This is a genomic window from Methylotenera sp. (genome assembly GCF_029945535.1).
Taxonomy (GTDB): domain Bacteria; phylum Pseudomonadota; class Gammaproteobacteria; order Burkholderiales; family Methylophilaceae; genus Methylotenera.
Map to the genome: position 1 here is coordinate 669,638 of NZ_JAQSCU010000010.1, position 15,972 is coordinate 685,609.

Genomic DNA, 15,972 nt, shown 5'->3' on the forward strand with positions numbered 1-15,972 from the left:
CAGTATCTCAATAGAAGGGTGATTTGCGTTCAAGGAATATTAAAGTTTTCACGAAGGTAAATAATTGGCGTTTTATAAATACCAAATGTTGCTCGCGATGTTGTGTTGGTGCCAAACCATGATAGTCCACTAGCAATGGCGCCAGTTTCTGCAGCACCTGTGCAAGTTTTATCTTTAGGTGACGCACCTACGCTGCCAAGATTTAAGGTTAAATCTACCGTGCCATTGTTGCCAGAGCCTGGTCTAGTTAACCTTAGTGTTTTAGAAACCCCGTTGGTTAATGCGCCACTACCAACACTATAACCAAGCTGCGTTTCGCAAGCCGTCAGATTGTTTTTGTAATTACTCATCGAAATACTTGAGGCTGGAAGGATAGTGCAGCTATCTTGTTGGTTTCTGACGTACGAGGTGCCGTTCCAGTATTTTGCTTCTACTGGCACAGGTAATGGTAATAATTCAGAACCATAAACGTTGGGTATAAATAACCTGCCGAAACGGATTCTAGAGTCAGCGGTTTTTGATGCACCACTAAAGACAACGCCGTCAGGGTCCGTTACGGAAAAGTTAATGTTGAAATTATCATAAGGGCCGTCTGCAGTAGCGCCGCGATTGTATTGATAAGTTGCTCCGCTAACCGTATAAGTACCATTCACCCAAGTGGTGCTTTGGTAGGTAGAGGTCGCACCTGTTCCTACAATATTTGTGCCAGAAGGCAAGCTGGCAGCTGGTTGTAAGCGGCTGGCATCAATTTGCGTTGCATTATTCTGTGTTGTTAACGTCAGCCTGCAAGAACCTGCTGTTGGGCAGCTATTGCCATAACGGCTTGCCGTGATGTTTTGTGAGCTTTCGGCTTTGGCAGCAACGCTAATGGAAAGATGTGGATCGCTCATATAGGTAAAGTCATCAGCGGTAGTGGCTGTTGTACCTGCATTGCAAGCGCTAGTCATAGCACTGGTGAGCCTGAAATGATCTGGTTTGAAGCGGCCAATATCAGATAGCGCGCTACTCCAAATTTCGCAGCCATATTTGCCAGAAGTGAGCGTATTTGAGCCACTGCCTGTGATGCAGTCTGTCGTTTGGTCTATGCCAGTATAAGAGTCATCAACCACCGCACCAGTGTTAAAGTTTAAATAGCCTACATCATGGTATCGCAAGCTTAATGCGGCAGATGCTGGAGAGCCGCTGGCGGCGGGAAATACATTATTTGCAGAGTCCGTCACAATGGTATTTGAAACGTCAGCCAAGGTCAGCATGCCTGTACCAATAGCGGATTGAGCACCTGCGGCAGCATTTGCAGCTTTAGTATTTGTTGGTAAAAGTTCTGGTATACCGTTGTAGCCATTTACTCCAGATGCTGCTGTGAGTGCAAAGTTAGTACCTGCGGCTATGGGTGAGCTACCCAAACCTGTTTGCGACAAAGTAAAACTCTGCGGCCTTACGGAAAAATCATCGGATGAGCAACCGTAGACTGACACATTGGTATCTTTAACGCGGCAACGTAGTTTTTTATAGGCGTTCGCAACCGTAAAGTTAGTCGGCACGGTTTTACGACCAGCGTCTGCCGCTGCAAATGTAATAGCTTGGCTTGCAATGGGTGATGCGTAGGCACTGCATGCTGGTTGAGGGCTGGCAATGTCGTCAAATAATTCAACTGTGACACCTGATGAAGCTGTATAACTTGTGGCAGTCACACCTAAATCTTGTAATGCCACTACATCAAACTTAAATCCAGTCGCGGTAATTTTTGTATATAAAGGATTGCGTGCGCTAGGGGAACTAGTTAAGTTGTTATAAGTGACACCTGTTTCAATACACTCAAAACCTTTAACGCATGGTGTGTTGTTGACTACATAAGTGCAACTTGCTGTGTTGGTTGAAGTGTCCCAGCATTTTGTGCCGTTAAGTGGGGTTGTGCTCAATCCAGTTGTAGAAAGCGTGTAGGCGCCTGCGCCAGAGCCTTGCAACGAAACCGTTGCAGTAGGAGCGCTTGAACCTAATGTAAAAACGGTTGGTGTTTGAGTAATGGTAGGAACCGTTGGCGTGGTTTTAATGCTTCCTGTAAGCGTACCGGTATTAACAACATTAGCCGCAGGGCATGGCACTGTAGAAGATGTGCAAGCCAGTACGGTTAAATCTACTGGACATAAATTGGCCGAACCTGGGTGACGAATTTCTAGGTGATCATATGGTGGTACATTAGGTGAGCCTACTACAAAGTCATAACTGAATGTGTAGGTGCCGGGTGCAATAAACGTGTATTGAATACCAATACCTGTATCTTGATAGCTAGCCGATATCGTATTGTTCATATTAGCAGATTGCAATACTGAACAATTCGAACCAGTCCAAAACTCGCTCCAGCCTGAAGCACAGTAGTTAGAGAATGTTAATCCGCTACGCTCACGAAATGACTCTACAACTGAAACACCAGCTGGAATAGTTGTAGTAGACGGACATGTAGAACCTGTAGGCGGATAGGTACCAATCACCTGTTTCCCGTTACTGTCGGTGTAACGTAAGCCACATCCGTTATCACTGCCACCAAGGTAAGTATCGAACGCATGATAATAACGTACAGGATTAACAGCACTCACCGCATAACTGGCAGGTATTACCAACGTGACTTCGGCTGTTAAAAAGTCTAATGGCGTCGTATATTTCCAAATAACGTTCACTTGTGGGCCAGATGTAATGCCAAAGTTACCCGTTGATATCTGCTGGTCGCCATTCGATGGAGGATTGATAGGAACGGGTGTGGAGATAGAGTAGCTGTTATACATGCCGCCTGTTGGCTCAAATGTTGTGACATTATGACCAGGGCCGTAAATTTTTCCATTGGCACGTAAAAATATACCATTGTCTAAGCTGGTACTGGGGGGTAGAGCTGTTGGTGCATAAACTTGACCAGTATTATTCAGCCTTTTTACTTGTATATGCGTTGTATCTTCAATATAAAAGTGCAGACCATTGGTGCTAGAAGTGCCACCCGCGTTGTTGAACTCAATTGTCGTGGCATTAGCGCTATGAACGCTTCCACACAACAGCAGCAAGAAAAAGAAAGGACTGACGAAATTTGGAGTTAAACGTATACACAGCAGGGCTTTAAACCTTGCTTGTATGGTATTGATCTTAATTTTCTCAGCAGTCAAACTGAACCCCTAGGCCATTTTTGGCAGACTGGTTCATTATGCAATTAAGCTTTGTGTGTTAAATGGCTAATCAAATGGAGTTTTAGGCCTTATTTAACTACATTGCCAGTTGATCTATTGAATGCTAATTACATTGGTAGTTAGGTGTTTCGTCCGTTCCTAGGCATTTGCTTACGGTAAGTTGTATTTGTCGCTGAATGAAGTTAATCGTTCCAACTGCGCCAAAGCTTGCAGTCGAGCTAATGTCATACATGGCAATAGTATGGTCTGTGCCTTGCTCAAAAAAATCGGCAGATCTTGCGCACCTAACGCTAACAACAAAGTTATCAATATTAAGCGCGGTAGGGCTAGCAGGGCAGTTTACTAAAGCGGTGCTGCCTGGATTTAATACTTGATAGGCAGCCCATTCAACTCCCGCTCGAGCCGCTTGGTAGGCTCTAGTGCCTTGCGTATCTTGCAAAGAAGTATTTTGTTGCACACTAGTAATATTCAAGGCATAAGCGCCCAAGGCAGCTAATATCACCAATATAAATATTGCAGCAGGGAGTAGAAAACCTTGTTGTTTGATTGGCTTCATGGCGAGTTCACCACATTTACCTGATGCATTAAAGTCACCGTTGCAACATCTTGTGTAAACCCAAGATTGATTGTGATAACGCCACTTCTTTGTAAAACGCCAGGGACATAATTCACTTGGCATGTGGTTAAGCCGTTTGCCAGTATTCTGGCGGTTCCAAGGCCGTTAAGCGCAGCTACAGTTGTTGGCTGGTTAGCTTGAATGGCGTAGCCGCTATATCTCAAAAGCACGTTATTCGCCATATCGCAAACATACGAAACGGGTGTTGAAACTACAAAAAATCGGCTAGAGGGTGAAGCTAAGGGAAAAGTACCGCCACTAAAGCTTAATGTGCCGAGTAAGCCAGTGGTTTCTAAAGTATGTCTGTTAGAGTTGGCGGTGTTTTCATACACATCAGAGCCTACAATGCCTAGGTTATAAATTACCAGTTGATCACCCGCGTCCACGTTGACCTTAGCACCTAGTACATCAAAAGTCTCTGGGTCAGCAGCGCTGGCAACATGATCGAAATCCAGCGGGTTGTCAGCTAGGGAAGATCCAGCTGAAGCACGATATCTGCCAGCAGCTTTAACCGGTACAAATTCAATAAAGCTATTTACACCATTGGTGGTGGCGCGTACGCTGTTAGGCAAAGCATTGCGAATATCACTCGCCATGCGACGCAACGCGGTATCAGCGCGGTCTGTTAAATTGGCGCGATTTTCGCTATCAATAAAGGCTTGGGTAGGATTGCGAATAAATAAAGCTGCCCCTGCCGCAAGAATCCCAACGATAGTGATGACTACGACCATTTCGACTAAGGTAAAGCCAGCTTGAAACTCACTCCCCCTTGCAGGGGGAGGTTTAGGGAGGGGGTAGATACTCTCAATATCCAATGTTCTACCCCCATTCCAACTTTCCCCCTGTCGGGGAGAAGGAGTTTCAGTCTGCTGAAATGCTTTAAATGTTGGGCGCATATCTAAACCTATAACCAGTTAATGTGACATCGGTATTCGCTGGCCCTGTCACACGCACGGTAATTTTTAATACTGCACTTAATGGGAAACTAGCAAAAGGCGCTGCACCACCTACACGAGTAACAGCTACGGTGACGTTGTAAGCAGCTAACCCAGCTAGCGGAGCGCCACTCCCTAAGCTGCAGATACCAGCACAGTTAGCATCTGGCATGGTAAATCCACCATAATCTGCTACATTATCAAAAGGTTCTGTAGCACTGTAACGGCTTTCTGTGCCTGGGGTAGGGCTAGTAAGTGCCGCACCGCCTTTATCTTGAGATGAAGCTGCCCCACCAGTACAGTCAGCGGTTGTTACGGCGGTTGCGGCATTAGGGTCTTCTGGATCGCATAAGGTAAATGGTTGTTGTTCTATTTCTAGTAAAAGTGATTCTGCAATAGAAATCGCTTGTTTACGCACTAGCGGATCGACGCTGCCTTTATTAGTGATTTCAAGCACTTTAAGTACGCCAACCAAAGCTACGCTAACAATGACCATAAACACGACCAGCTCGACTAATGTGACGCCAAGTTGAAACCGTTTTTCTCGATTAGCGGACATAGCCAGTTTCCGCTTCCACAGTTATCACACGTATTGATTCGCCTGGTACAACGGCATTTGTAATGGTAAAGGTAGCTGTAGCGTTAGGTACAGGTCTACCCAAACCATCAAAACCTATGGTGCTAACAGGTGCAGTGATAGTTACATTATTCGACAATGTTTTTGAGTAGGCTGCTTGAGTAGCAGGATCAGTCACAGTGCCAGTTGAAGCTAAACTGCAATCTGCTGAATTACGATAAGTTAAAGTCACAATTTTTGTTGTTGTATCAACACTCATACATACCGTCGTTCTCTGCGCGATTGCGGTTTTTTGTGCGTAACGTAAAGCAGAAACCAAGGTACTAAAACTACCACGTGCATCGAAAGCATCTACGCCAATAAAGCGAGGCGCTGCAATAGCGGCAATAATGCCCGTAATCACTATCACAGCGACAAGCTCGACTATGGTGAATCCAGATTCTTGCTGCATGGTGTGCCTTAGCTAGCTATCCCTAGAGCGAGCCGTTGCTCGCTCTATTCATGAGACTGTAAACTAACAACCGCCGACAGAGGCTGTTACTACAACTACGCCAGTAGTGCCATTGTAGCTGGCTTGACATGTTGCGCTTCCCCCATTGGTCGGACGAAATGTAACTGCAGCTGGAGCCGTGTAATCTACAGTAAATCCATCAACAGAAGTTATTGCACCGCCAATACCAGTAGCAGTTCCAGTTGGAATTCCTGTACCCGCACCAACGTCTACGGCAGTTGCATTGCCAATCATTGTAACTGTTGTGGCTGCATTATTTCCTGTTGCAAAGTAGCGTGCTTGAGCAACACTTACAGCAGAGCGTATTCCACCCGCCATACCATTAACTGATGCAACACGTGCATCATTAGTTAAGTTAATAAACCTAGGCAAAGCCGTAGCAGCCAATATGCCCAAAATTACAATCACCACGACTAACTCAACCAATGTAAAACCCGATTGACCTGCGCCTGTTTTTGAAAAACCAAATTTTTTCTGTTTCATTTTAATTACTCCTAAAAAATATAAAAATTAGACTACATTTACGCGTTACATCTAAATCAACTAAAAAAATCTATAACATTAACAACCTGTTGTCACAGCAGGTGTAATGACTGGTGAACTATTGGCTGCGGCTGGCTCTGTGTAGGTAAATTGGCAGCTCGCTGGTGTTGGTGCACCTTGAATTTGAAAGGTGGCAACTGTACCGGTGGAGGTATAGTTATAGCCATCACCGTTGAGCTCAGCAATAGTAGGGTTGAATGAAGTGGTTAAGCCTGCCGCTGATAACAAACCTGCAGTGCCAATGGCTGTTACATCTGGGTAACTAAATACAACTGCAATCACTCCAGCTTCGGTACAAACATTGCTTGTATTGTTGGCTATACCGCCACCGCCTGGGCAAGTGGCTGGGTCAGCCAAGTTGTTTCTAGCCAATATGGTGGCATGTACTAAAGCCGAAGAAGCTGCAACGCTGCCTCGGGCTGCATTGAGCTTGGCTATGCGTGCATCACGTTGTAAGTTGGTAAATCGCGGCAATGCTATGGCTGCCAAAATAGCTAGAATTAGAATCACCACAATCAATTCAATTAAGGTGAAACCTTTGGCATGCTTAATCTTTGTTAGATTAAATGTGCTGAAGTGTTTAGTGTTGTTCATTATGGTGTGTCCTTTAAAAATAAAAATCTATCAATTTACTTCTGTACGTTTTTTACTAAATCTAAACCACCTACTGTTAATAATGAGGCTTTTGCCTGCCCAGATGTTTTGCTGAAGCTATATTTAGCAAGGCTGCCATCATTAAATACATAAACCAGCTGTTTCTTTGAGGTATCAAAATACCAAATTTCTTTCTTGTTACTCGGCGCCTCTGAAAACTCTCCTATGTAGTTCTTTGGCTTTTCAGCCATTAGCAACATTGGGTTGCTGTTTTGTAATGCTGCGCTGTCCATAGACTGATTTTTGATGCTTTTGTGCACCCAAGCCTCAGCTAAACTTAAGCGAAAACTATTTAACTCTGTTTCAACAATCAGTCTTTCAATATCTTGTTGCGCCTTGTTTAAATAACCTAGTAACAAGGTCGCCAGTATCGCAATCACAGTCACCGTGACAGCAAAGTCGAAACGATGCGTACTTGGGGCATGCCTTGATAAATGCGCAGCCACCTTAAATCTTTACAGTTTGAGATTTAGCCTTTGTGTAGCGCCACATTGCCCAAATCCCAAATCGGTAAGAAAATACCCAGCGCTAATATCAGCACCATCACGCCTAAGAACACAATCAAAATCGGCTCAATCTGTGCGCCAAGTGTTTTAATCTCGTACTCCACATCGCGCTGATACATATCCGCGACTTCTTGCATCAAGTCATCTAGCGCGCCAGACTCTTCGCCAACGGCTATCATCTGCAATACAATTGGGTTGAATACTCCGCTGTTCGTTGCAGTACGTAAGATACTTTCGCCGCGCTCGACACCTTCTCGCATTTGCTCAATCTTACTCGCGATATAATCGTTATCGGCAGTTTGTGCCACTAGCTTTAATCCACTGGTAATAGGCACGCCACTTTTGCTGGCTAATGCAAAGCTTCTGGCAAATCGAGACATGGTGGCTTTATGAATAATCTTGCCAGCAAGTGGTGTACCAAGTTTAAATTTATCCCATTTGAATTTTCCGACAGCAGTCGCGATATAAGAGCGGAATAAAAAGACGGCGCCAATAATGCCCACCAATAAATATGGCCAAGCGGCGACCATAAAATTTGAAAATGCTAATAAAATTCTGGTCATTAAAGGTAGTTCAGCACCAAAGCTCTGGAATACTTTGGCAAATGCTGGAATCACAAATAGATTCACCACAACGATAGCAATACCCATCGCTATGACTACAAAAGTAGGGTAGCGTAGAGCAGATTTTATTTGGTCGTGCATAAAGCGTTCGAATTCAAGGTGATCGAATAAGCGCAAGAACACGGTATCTAACATACCCGTGGTTTCACCTACGCGCACCATGTTGATATAAAAGCTAGAAAATACTTTTGGATGCTGCGATAGGGCTGATGAAAGCTCGCGTCCGCTGCCTAAACTTTCACGAATATTACCAATGACACTCGCAAAAGCTTGGTTTTTAGTAGAAGCCTGCAAACCGTTTAACGCATTCATAATCGGGATGCCAGCTTTTAGTAGGGTATACATTTGCCTACTAAACAACATCACATCTATGGTTTCGATTTTCTCTTCAAACAGTTGAATCGAAATGTTCTTTGAACCTGAAATGGATTCTTTAGCCAGAATTTCTATAGGTGTAATATTAAGGCCAAATAGCTGGCTCGCTAGCGTGTTGCCATCTGGGCTTTCCAATACGCCTTGCACTAAAGCGCCTTGTTTATCGCGACCTTTGTATGTGAAAAATGGCATCTAGTTTTCCTAACCCTATTCTTCAAACTGATTGCTGATGCGCATGGCTTCGGCAATGGTTGTGCGTTTTGCAATCACTAAATCTACGGCACTTTTACGCAGCGTTTTATCTGCCATGTGTTCTCTGGCAAGCTTAATAAAATGATTAGGGTCGTGGTTGCTAGCGGCGTCAATCAGTTGGTTATTCATTTCTAGCAGCTCGTAAACACCTACCCGACCTTGATAGCCTGTACCGTTACACATGCTGCAACCTTTACCATGCACATAACGATGTTGTTCTACAGTATTACCAAGCTCATGTTTTAGCCATGCATGCTCGAATGGTTCTGGTGTGTAAGTTTCGGCACAGCCTTCACACACTAATCGCAACAGGCGTTGAGCCACTACAGCTAATATCGACATCGCGACCATGTAACGTGGTGCACCCATATCGATCATACGAATAGGCGTGCTAATAGCATCATTCGTGTGCAGGGTAGAAAGCACCAAGTGACCTGTCATGGCGGCTCTTAGGCCAATTTGTGCGGTTTCCTGGTCGCGCATTTCGCCGACTAAAATAATGTCAGGGTCTTGCCTTAAGGTTGAACGCAGCACACGTGAGAAAGTTAAATCGATCTTGTCATTTACTTGTACTTGGTTAATACCAGATAAACGATATTCAACTGGGTCCTCAACAGTGATAATTTTGTTTGAAGTGGAATTTAGCTCATTCAGGGCGGCGTAGAGTGTGGTGGTTTTTCCGCTACCCGTTGGCCCTGTGACTAGCACCATACCGCTAGGTCGATGAATCAGCTTGCGGAAGCGTGCCAGCATATCAGCAGGCATACCGAGTTTTTCTAAAGAGAATCCGCTGGTATTTTGTATTAATAAGCGCATTACAACCGCTTCGCCATATTGCGTTGGCATCGATGAAATACGCACGTCAACTGGCTGATTTTTTACTTTAACTGCAAATCGACCATCTTGTGGCAAGCGCTTTTCTGAAATATCCAAGCCTGACATGAGTTTTAACCGCAATGCCAAGGCTGAAGCGATTTTTAAATCTGCCTCGGTTTGCAAATGCATCACGCCATCAATTCTAAAGCGGATATGTAGCCGTTGTTCTTGTGGCTCGATATGAATATCAGAAGCGCGAACTTGCACGGCATCTTCAAAAATGGTTTGCAATAGCTTAACAACAGGCGCTTCTTCAGCACTGCCACCCATACCCATCGCGGCAAAATCAATCGCTGACTCGCCTAAATCCTGCCCTAACTCTAAAGCTAGATTTGAAATTTCATCAGTACGTCGATAGTTACGATCAATCAGAAGTAGTAGCGCGCTTTCTTGAATAACGGCTAGCTCAATATCTCTGTGTAGCAAACGTACTAATTCGTCATAAGCAAATAGGTCGGTAGGGTCTACCATGCCAACTAAGTAGCTGCTGCCTTTGTCTGTAAGCACTGCACAGCGTAGGCGGCGTGCTTGCGCTTCGGGCAATTTGTTGATGACTTCAGGTTTGGTGCTGAACTGCTGCAAGTCGATAAATGGTACTTTTAACTGACGCGCCAAAGCCTCAGAAATCTGCATTTCTGTGACGTAGCCTTTATCCACAAAAATACGACCCAGCTTGCGACCGGTGCGTTTTTGCTCATCCAGTGATTTTTCTAGATCATCAGCGGTAATTAAATTTTGCTGAACTAGAATCTCACCAAGGCGAATCTTTTCAGGACGTGCCATTTAAACCTCATTTATATTCGTACAGGCTCAAATATAAACGGGCTGATAACAATTCAATTGTGAGAATAAAGAGGGGTTTTGCCTTGAAATCTAAGTTGCTGACTGGTGATGGTAAATTCCGACTCCGTTAAGAGCCAGGTTGTTGCTCATATTAAGTGAACAAACGCGACGCTACTATTTACTGCTATTCCATGCGCGGTCTAACAGCTTTTGTTTTTGCTCTAGTAATGCTTTTGCATTTGTTAGTTTCACTTTTTTTGCGGCTTGTTCATCTTGTAGCTCTTTTAAACGCGCCTGCTCATCTTTGATGCGACTTTCTTGTAAATTGACCGCATAGCTCACGTCATCATAAGCTGTTTGAGCTTTATCGTAATCCTGTCGTGCTGCCGTGACGCTGGCTTGCTCTAGAGCAACATCCTTGGCCAGTACTGGGATTGAGGTCATTAGGCACAGCAAAATGAATAGGGGTATTACTGTTGATTTTAAGCTTATCATCGGTCTTTATCCTGCGGCTTGGGTTGATGTATCAAAACATCAATAATATGGATAATTATGCTGCAAAAAGCCTATGGATGTAAAACAGATTGTTGTTTTAGCTCGGGTTATAATGCCAACAAAACCAATGTAAAAGTGAATATGAATCCCGACGACTTACAACGCTTAGTCACAACAAATATGCCGTACGGTAAATACAAAGGCAGGCTGATTGCAGATTTGCCTGGACAGTACCTTAATTGGTTTGCGCGTGAAGGTTTTCCTAAAAATGAATTAGGTCGATTGTTGGCTTTAATGCAAGAAATTGACCATAACGGTTTATCACCATTACTTGAGCCTTTACGCAAAAGTTAAGGTCAAATTCCTGCAGTTTTTAATCATTAATTAGCTCAAATACTACTGCATGGAATTACTTCGAACCATTATTCGCTTTTCGTTTTACCCCAAAGCTTTCAGTAATTCTATCTAACATAATGGCTAGCAACACTACGCCTAAGCCACTTTCAAATCCCAAGCCAATATCTAAGCGTGAAATGCTAGATAACACGTCATTACCTAAGCCTCCAGCGCCTACCATAGAGGCAATAATCACCATGGATAATGCCATCATAATGGTTTGATTGATGCCAGCAAACAAGGCTGCCATCGCGCTTGGTATTTGTACTTTCATAAGCAATTGTGTTGGCGTGCAACCAAAAGCAATACCGGCTTCTACTTGCTCTTTATTTACCTGACGAATACCTAGTGACGTAAGTCGAACCACTGGAGGCATCGCAAAAATAACGGTGGCAATCACGCCTGGTACTCGACCTAAACCAAAAAACATCGCCGCTGGAATTAAGTAAACAAATGCTGGCATAGTTTGCATAAAGTCTAAAACGGGTCGAATAGTGGCTTCAGCTTTATCATTCCTGCCCGCCCAAATTCCAAGCGGAATACCTACCGTTAGGCTAATTAATGTGGCGGATATGATGAGCGCAAGTGTAACTAATGTTTGAGCGGTAAAGCCCATATTGTCAATTAACCAGAGTGATGCCGCGCAGAATAAACCAAACTTCCAGCCAAGTCGCCAGTAGCCTATTGCTATAAATAGGATGGCGAACAGCCAAAAAGGGATGGCTTGCAAGCCATTTTCAATACCTGCGGTTGAGCTATTGATAATGGCACCCATGCCATTAAATAGGCCATGGTCATTAACTTCTAGCCAGCCTACCGCACCCGCAACCCATTCACCTAGAGGGATTTTATAGCTCATGCTTTTTTCTCCTTATATAGTTTGCGCAGTAAGACTGTTTTAGTGATTGCACCAAGATACTCGCCGCTGTAACCAATGACTGGGAGCGGGCAGGCGCAGCCAACTACTTTATTCAGGACTTCATTCACAGGCGTTTTACCTGGAATAGCAAAGTCTCCGGGCAATAACGCATCACGCAGTTTCTTCCCTTTTTGATTCATACAGTTGGTCAACGACTCTGCAGAAACTACACCTACTACTTTTTGCAGTTCATCTAGTACAAAAGCATAATCACGGTTAAACAAACGCATGCGAGCAAGTGCTGCACTGAATCCCGCTACCAAATCATCAGGGCGATCAAAAATGGTGACTTCTTCTTTTTGTGCAACATCTTTGGCTGTGAGGTATTTGTTAACATCCACGCCAGTAAAGAATGCTTTTACATAGTCATCTGCTGGTCTTTGGAGAATGTCTTCTGAAGTGCCGACTTGTACTACGCGGCCACCTTCCATAATACAAATACGGTTGCCGATGCGAAGCGCTTCATCAAGGTCATGTGAAACAAAAACAATGGTACGTTTTTGCTCTTGTTGTAACTTCATTAGTACGTCTTGCATTTCAGTACGGCGTAAAGGGTCTAAAGCCGAGAACGCTTCATCCATTAACATGAGCGAAGGGTTCACGGTAAGTGCGCGCGCAAGTCCTACACGTTGCTGCATGCCGCCAGAGAGTTGGGAGGGTAAATGTTTGGCGAAAGTATGAAGGCCAACTTGCTCTAGCACTTCCATGGCGCGACGCTCACGTTCAGCAAGGTTGACTCCAGCGATTTCCAATCCAAATGCTGCATTTTCGACTACAGTGCGGTGCGGTAGTAAGGCGAAAGACTGAAAAACCATGCTCATGTCTTTGCGACGTAAATTTAGCAGCTTGTCTTTGCTCATTGCTGCGACGTCTTCGCCATCAACAATAATATTGCCGGCAGTCGGCTCGATGAGTCGATTAAGTAGTCGAATTAAGGTGGATTTTCCTGAACCAGAAAGTCCCATAATGACAAAGATTTCACCTTTGTTAATTTCGAAAGAGGCGTCCTGTACACCAACTACTTGTCCAGTTCTTTTAAGGATTTCATCTTTATGCAATCCTTCTTTCAACATCTGTAACGCAACTTCAGGTTTATTACCAAACACTTTATGCAGATTTCTGACGACCACTTTTGCTTCAGTCGTCGGTGCATTTGCAGATTGTATGACCCCCATCTTATTTCCCCTTTACTACAAAAATGAAGCTATTCCTAAAATGCTAAATAATGGTTTTAACCTAAAATTTAATTCTCGATTATCTATTCGGCTATCACGCTACTTTTCTATCACTAAATTACTTAAAGGTTTAGAACAGCAGGGTAGAAACATACCCTGATCTATCTCACGCTGACGTATACCGCCGCCATGTTTCATATCCACCTGACCTGAAACTAACTTACTTTTACAAGTACCGCACAAGCCTTTACTGCATGATGATGGCAGCCTTAGGCCTGCTGCACGCGCAGCATCTAGAACAAACTGGTCTGGTGCGCACTGAATGGTCGTGCCGCTTTTGCTTAATTCAACTGAAAAAGTTTGTGCATTATTGTGGTGTGATTCTGTCTCTTTATGATGAGCGTTTTCTTCAGCTTGAACAGCTGCTTGCGTTTCAACTGGCAGTTCGTCAAAAGTAAAGCTTTCTTCATGGTAATGCGCCATGTTGAAGCCTGCAGTTGCGAGTAAATTCCGCACTGAAGCCATATACGGCGCTGGGCCACAGGTAAACACTTCACGTTCTAGAAAGTCTGGAGCACTAAGTTTTAGGTTCTCTGTAGTCAGCATTCCCTCAGTGATAAACTCAGGCTGTAAACGCCAATTGGGCGATTTATCGACTTTTGCGCAAATATATGCTGGTTGGAAATGCGTTTGATTGAACGCCATTAAATCAAGCTCATGCTTAAAAATGATGTCTATTGGTGATCTTGCGCTATGCAAAAATACAACATCAGCATCTTCGGCTAGCTCATGAAAAGAGCGTGCCATCGACATAAGCGGCGTAATACCAGAGCCGCCTGATAAAAATAGATACTTCTGCGCAGGGTGAAGCACGCAAGTGAAATCGCCCGTTGGCCCTAACGCCGATATTGGCGTGCCAACTTTCATATTGTCATGTAACCAATTTGATACGATGCCATTAGGCTTACGTTTAACGGTAATCGAAATCACGTGTGGGCGATTTGGGGAAGATGAAATCGTATAACTACGATTGATGATTTCGCCATCAATAGTTAGCTCTAGGGTGATAAATTGCCCAGGTAGAAATTTGAATACGCTGGCTTCTTGCGGCGTAAAGAAGAAACTTTTAACGTCATGCGTTTCTTGCCTAATCTGGCAGCAAACTAGAACATTGTTCTTGTCGCCATCCCATTGTGGCAAGTTAGCTGCCCAAAGCTGAGGCGTATTCCTTGAGTTCATTAGCGACACACCATTATCGGCACGGTTTTAGAGTTAGCCGCAGCTTGTTTCTTGATGAACTCAGGTTTTTCCAGTGTTGCTTCTAAGCGTTGTATATACCAATTAGTAAATTTTTCTACTAACTCTTCTGTATAGGGCGAGTAAGGTCCTGGCTCGTACCATTCGCTATTGGCACCACGTTGTGTACGCTCGACTAAAGTTGAATCTTGTTTATTGGTTGCCTGCCATACCTCAGTGATTTTTTTAGTTTCGTAATCTACGCCTTCAACTGCATCTTTATGTACCAGCCATTTGGTGCGCAATAAGGTGTGTTCTGCATCAATCGGTAATACACTAAAGGTCACAATATGGTCACTCATAAAGTGATGCCATGAGTTGGGTTGTGTCCAAAACGACAATCCACCCAAATTACGTTGAGTTAAATCGCCCAATAGTTTTTGACATGCGACATTGCCGTCCATGGTTTGTGATTCACCTGCTTTATCAAGTGGCAGGCGTTGCGTACGATAAGCTGTTGCGCATGAATCTAGTAAATCGATTTCAGCAGAAGGCAGTCCGCATGACTCCCAACGTTTACCTTCTGTCTCAATCAGGTCGCGAAACTCTTGTACTTTTTCTGCGTTAGCAGGTGATGGTTGATAACCAAAGCCATACTCATAAAGTGAAATGGTGAGTTCAGGATGATTTGCCACACAGTGATAGCATTCGCGATTGTTTTCCATGGTCAACTTCCAGTTACCATTTTCTACAATATCTTCTTGCCAAATCACTTTGCAATCCGCAACTCGGTGAGGTGCGATATACGGCTCCATCGCAGCACGCATTTCTTCAAAATCAGCAGGAGCTTCATCAGCCAAGCAGATGAAAATCAAACCAGCTACGTTACCCACATGCACAGATTTTAGGTTGTGGTCATTCGGGTTAAAGGCTTCGCCCATGTGTTCGGTGTAGATAAGTTTGCCAGTTAGATCATAAGTCCATTGGTGATACGGGCACACTATATTGCCTACGCTACCTTTGGCATCGTCACATAATTGTGAGCCACGATGGCGGCATACATTGTGAAACGCTTTAATGTTCATGTCATCGTCGCGCACGATAATCACTGAATTACTGCCCACATCAACCGTAATGTAATCACCTGGCTCTGCAATATCTGGTTCTACTGCTACATAGATCCAATGCTGGGAAAAAATCGCAGCGACATCTAAATTAAAAATATCAGAGTTCAAATAAAACGGCGCATTGAGTGAATGTCCTTTGAGACGATTTGTAATCATTTTTTGGATGTCTGATGAAATAGTCATGAAATTTCCTAGCTTAATTT

General features: G+C 44.0%; 16 protein-coding genes. 1 reads left to right on the forward strand and 15 read right to left on the reverse strand.

From position 1 onward, the window contains the following. Window positions 1–29: 29 nt before the first annotated feature. The 11 genes from PSU72_RS06245 to PSU72_RS06295 form a co-directional block, all read right to left on the reverse strand. A complete protein-coding gene (locus PSU72_RS06245) occupies window positions 30–3,149 on the reverse strand; it encodes a DUF6701 domain-containing protein (protein ID WP_300431460.1) in 3,120 nt (1,039 codons plus the stop codon). A gap of 124 nt (window positions 3,150–3,273) precedes the next feature. Next, window positions 3,274–3,726 (reverse strand): hypothetical protein, encoded by a 453-nt coding sequence (locus PSU72_RS06250; RefSeq protein ID WP_300431461.1) that lies wholly within the window; start codon window positions 3,724–3,726, stop codon window positions 3,274–3,276. Continuing rightward, complete coding sequence (locus PSU72_RS06255) at window positions 3,723–4,682, reverse strand: type II secretion system protein (protein WP_300431462.1); 960 nt, start codon at window positions 4,680–4,682, stop codon at window positions 3,723–3,725. The genes PSU72_RS06250 and PSU72_RS06255 overlap by 4 nt, the downstream gene beginning before the upstream one ends. After that, on the reverse strand, window positions 4,666–5,280 hold the full coding sequence (locus PSU72_RS06260; protein ID WP_300431463.1) for a type II secretion system protein: 615 nt from the start codon (window positions 5,278–5,280) through the stop codon (window positions 4,666–4,668). The genes PSU72_RS06255 and PSU72_RS06260 overlap by 17 nt, the downstream gene beginning before the upstream one ends. Further along, window positions 5,270–5,749, reverse strand: a complete 480-nt coding sequence (locus PSU72_RS06265; RefSeq protein ID WP_300431464.1) for a Tfp pilus assembly protein FimT/FimU — start codon at window positions 5,747–5,749, stop codon at window positions 5,270–5,272. The genes PSU72_RS06260 and PSU72_RS06265 overlap by 11 nt, the downstream gene beginning before the upstream one ends. Window positions 5,750–5,812: 63 nt before the next feature. After that, window positions 5,813–6,292 carry a prepilin-type N-terminal cleavage/methylation domain-containing protein gene (locus PSU72_RS06270; protein WP_300431465.1) on the reverse strand — a complete coding sequence of 160 codons (480 nt, stop codon included), beginning with the start codon at window positions 6,290–6,292 and terminating at the stop codon, window positions 5,813–5,815. A gap of 78 nt (window positions 6,293–6,370) precedes the next feature. Then, window positions 6,371–6,946, reverse strand: a complete 576-nt coding sequence (locus tag PSU72_RS06275) for a prepilin-type N-terminal cleavage/methylation domain-containing protein (RefSeq protein ID WP_300431466.1) — start codon at window positions 6,944–6,946, stop codon at window positions 6,371–6,373. Between the two features lie 35 nt (window positions 6,947–6,981). Beyond that, window positions 6,982–7,452 carry a hypothetical protein gene (locus tag PSU72_RS06280; protein WP_300431467.1) on the reverse strand — a complete coding sequence of 157 codons (471 nt, stop codon included), beginning with the start codon at window positions 7,450–7,452 and terminating at the stop codon, window positions 6,982–6,984. A 23-nt stretch (window positions 7,453–7,475) separates the two neighbouring features. After that, window positions 7,476–8,702, reverse strand: a complete 1,227-nt coding sequence (locus PSU72_RS06285; RefSeq protein WP_300431468.1) for a type II secretion system F family protein — start codon at window positions 8,700–8,702, stop codon at window positions 7,476–7,478. A 15-nt stretch (window positions 8,703–8,717) separates the two neighbouring features. Continuing rightward, window positions 8,718–10,421, reverse strand: coding sequence for a GspE/PulE family protein (locus tag PSU72_RS06290; protein ID WP_300431469.1), 1,704 nt, complete (start codon window positions 10,419–10,421; stop codon window positions 8,718–8,720). A gap of 174 nt (window positions 10,422–10,595) precedes the next feature. Beyond that, window positions 10,596–10,865 carry a hypothetical protein gene (locus tag PSU72_RS06295; RefSeq protein WP_041359372.1) on the reverse strand — a complete coding sequence of 90 codons (270 nt, stop codon included), beginning with the start codon at window positions 10,863–10,865 and terminating at the stop codon, window positions 10,596–10,598. A 192-nt stretch (window positions 10,866–11,057) separates the two neighbouring features. Between PSU72_RS06295 and PSU72_RS06300 the strand changes: the two genes are divergently transcribed. Beyond that, the gene (locus PSU72_RS06300) at window positions 11,058–11,270 is read left to right on the forward strand and encodes a DUF3820 family protein (RefSeq protein WP_041359905.1); all 213 of its coding nucleotides are present in this window, start codon (window positions 11,058–11,060) and stop codon (window positions 11,268–11,270) included. Between the two features lie 55 nt (window positions 11,271–11,325). Here PSU72_RS06300 and PSU72_RS06305 read toward each other — a convergent pair whose 3' ends face one another. The 4 genes from PSU72_RS06305 to PSU72_RS06320 form a co-directional block, all read right to left on the reverse strand. After that, window positions 11,326–12,171, reverse strand: a complete 846-nt coding sequence (locus tag PSU72_RS06305) for a proline/glycine betaine ABC transporter permease (RefSeq protein WP_013147983.1) — start codon at window positions 12,169–12,171, stop codon at window positions 11,326–11,328. Beyond that, window positions 12,168–13,406 (reverse strand): glycine betaine/L-proline ABC transporter ATP-binding protein ProV, encoded by a 1,239-nt coding sequence (gene proV, locus PSU72_RS06310; RefSeq protein ID WP_300431470.1) that lies wholly within the window; start codon window positions 13,404–13,406, stop codon window positions 12,168–12,170. The genes PSU72_RS06305 and proV overlap by 4 nt, the downstream gene beginning before the upstream one ends. Before the next feature lie 99 nt (window positions 13,407–13,505). Then, on the reverse strand, window positions 13,506–14,645 hold the full coding sequence (locus PSU72_RS06315; protein WP_300431471.1) for a hybrid-cluster NAD(P)-dependent oxidoreductase: 1,140 nt from the start codon (window positions 14,643–14,645) through the stop codon (window positions 13,506–13,508). Continuing rightward, a complete protein-coding gene (locus PSU72_RS06320; RefSeq protein WP_300431472.1) occupies window positions 14,645–15,952 on the reverse strand; it encodes an aromatic ring-hydroxylating dioxygenase subunit alpha in 1,308 nt (435 codons plus the stop codon). Before PSU72_RS06320 ends, PSU72_RS06315 begins: the two co-directional genes overlap by 1 nt. Between the last annotated feature and the right edge of the window lie 20 nt (window positions 15,953–15,972).

Bases quoted from the DNA above. Each gene is read 5' to 3' on its own strand.
- PSU72_RS06315 (WP_300431471.1), bottom strand. From the start codon at position 14,645: ATGAACTCAAGGAATACGCCTCAGCTTTGGGCAGCTAACTTGCCACAA.
- PSU72_RS06290 (WP_300431469.1), bottom strand. From the start codon at position 10,421: ATGGCACGTCCTGAAAAGATTCGCCTTGGTGAGATTCTAGTTCAGCAA.
- PSU72_RS06305 (WP_013147983.1), bottom strand. From the start codon at position 12,171: ATGAGCTATAAAATCCCTCTAGGTGAATGGGTTGCGGGTGCGGTAGGC.
- PSU72_RS06265 (WP_300431464.1), bottom strand. From the start codon at position 5,749: ATGCAGCAAGAATCTGGATTCACCATAGTCGAGCTTGTCGCTGTGATA.
- PSU72_RS06260 (WP_300431463.1), bottom strand. From the start codon at position 5,280: ATGTCCGCTAATCGAGAAAAACGGTTTCAACTTGGCGTCACATTAGTC.
- PSU72_RS06295 (WP_041359372.1), bottom strand. From the start codon at position 10,865: ATGACCTCAATCCCAGTACTGGCCAAGGATGTTGCTCTAGAGCAAGCC.
- PSU72_RS06320 (WP_300431472.1), bottom strand. From the start codon at position 15,952: ATGACTATTTCATCAGACATCCAAAAAATGATTACAAATCGTCTCAAA.
- PSU72_RS06255 (WP_300431462.1), bottom strand. From the start codon at position 4,682: ATGCGCCCAACATTTAAAGCATTTCAGCAGACTGAAACTCCTTCTCCC.
- PSU72_RS06300 (WP_041359905.1), top strand. From the start codon at position 11,058: ATGAATCCCGACGACTTACAACGCTTAGTCACAACAAATATGCCGTAC.
- PSU72_RS06275 (WP_300431466.1), bottom strand. From the start codon at position 6,946: ATGAACAACACTAAACACTTCAGCACATTTAATCTAACAAAGATTAAG.
- PSU72_RS06270 (WP_300431465.1), bottom strand. From the start codon at position 6,292: ATGAAACAGAAAAAATTTGGTTTTTCAAAAACAGGCGCAGGTCAATCG.
- PSU72_RS06250 (WP_300431461.1), bottom strand. From the start codon at position 3,726: ATGAAGCCAATCAAACAACAAGGTTTTCTACTCCCTGCTGCAATATTT.
- PSU72_RS06285 (WP_300431468.1), bottom strand. From the start codon at position 8,702: ATGCCATTTTTCACATACAAAGGTCGCGATAAACAAGGCGCTTTAGTG.
- proV (WP_300431470.1), bottom strand. From the start codon at position 13,406: ATGGGGGTCATACAATCTGCAAATGCACCGACGACTGAAGCAAAAGTG.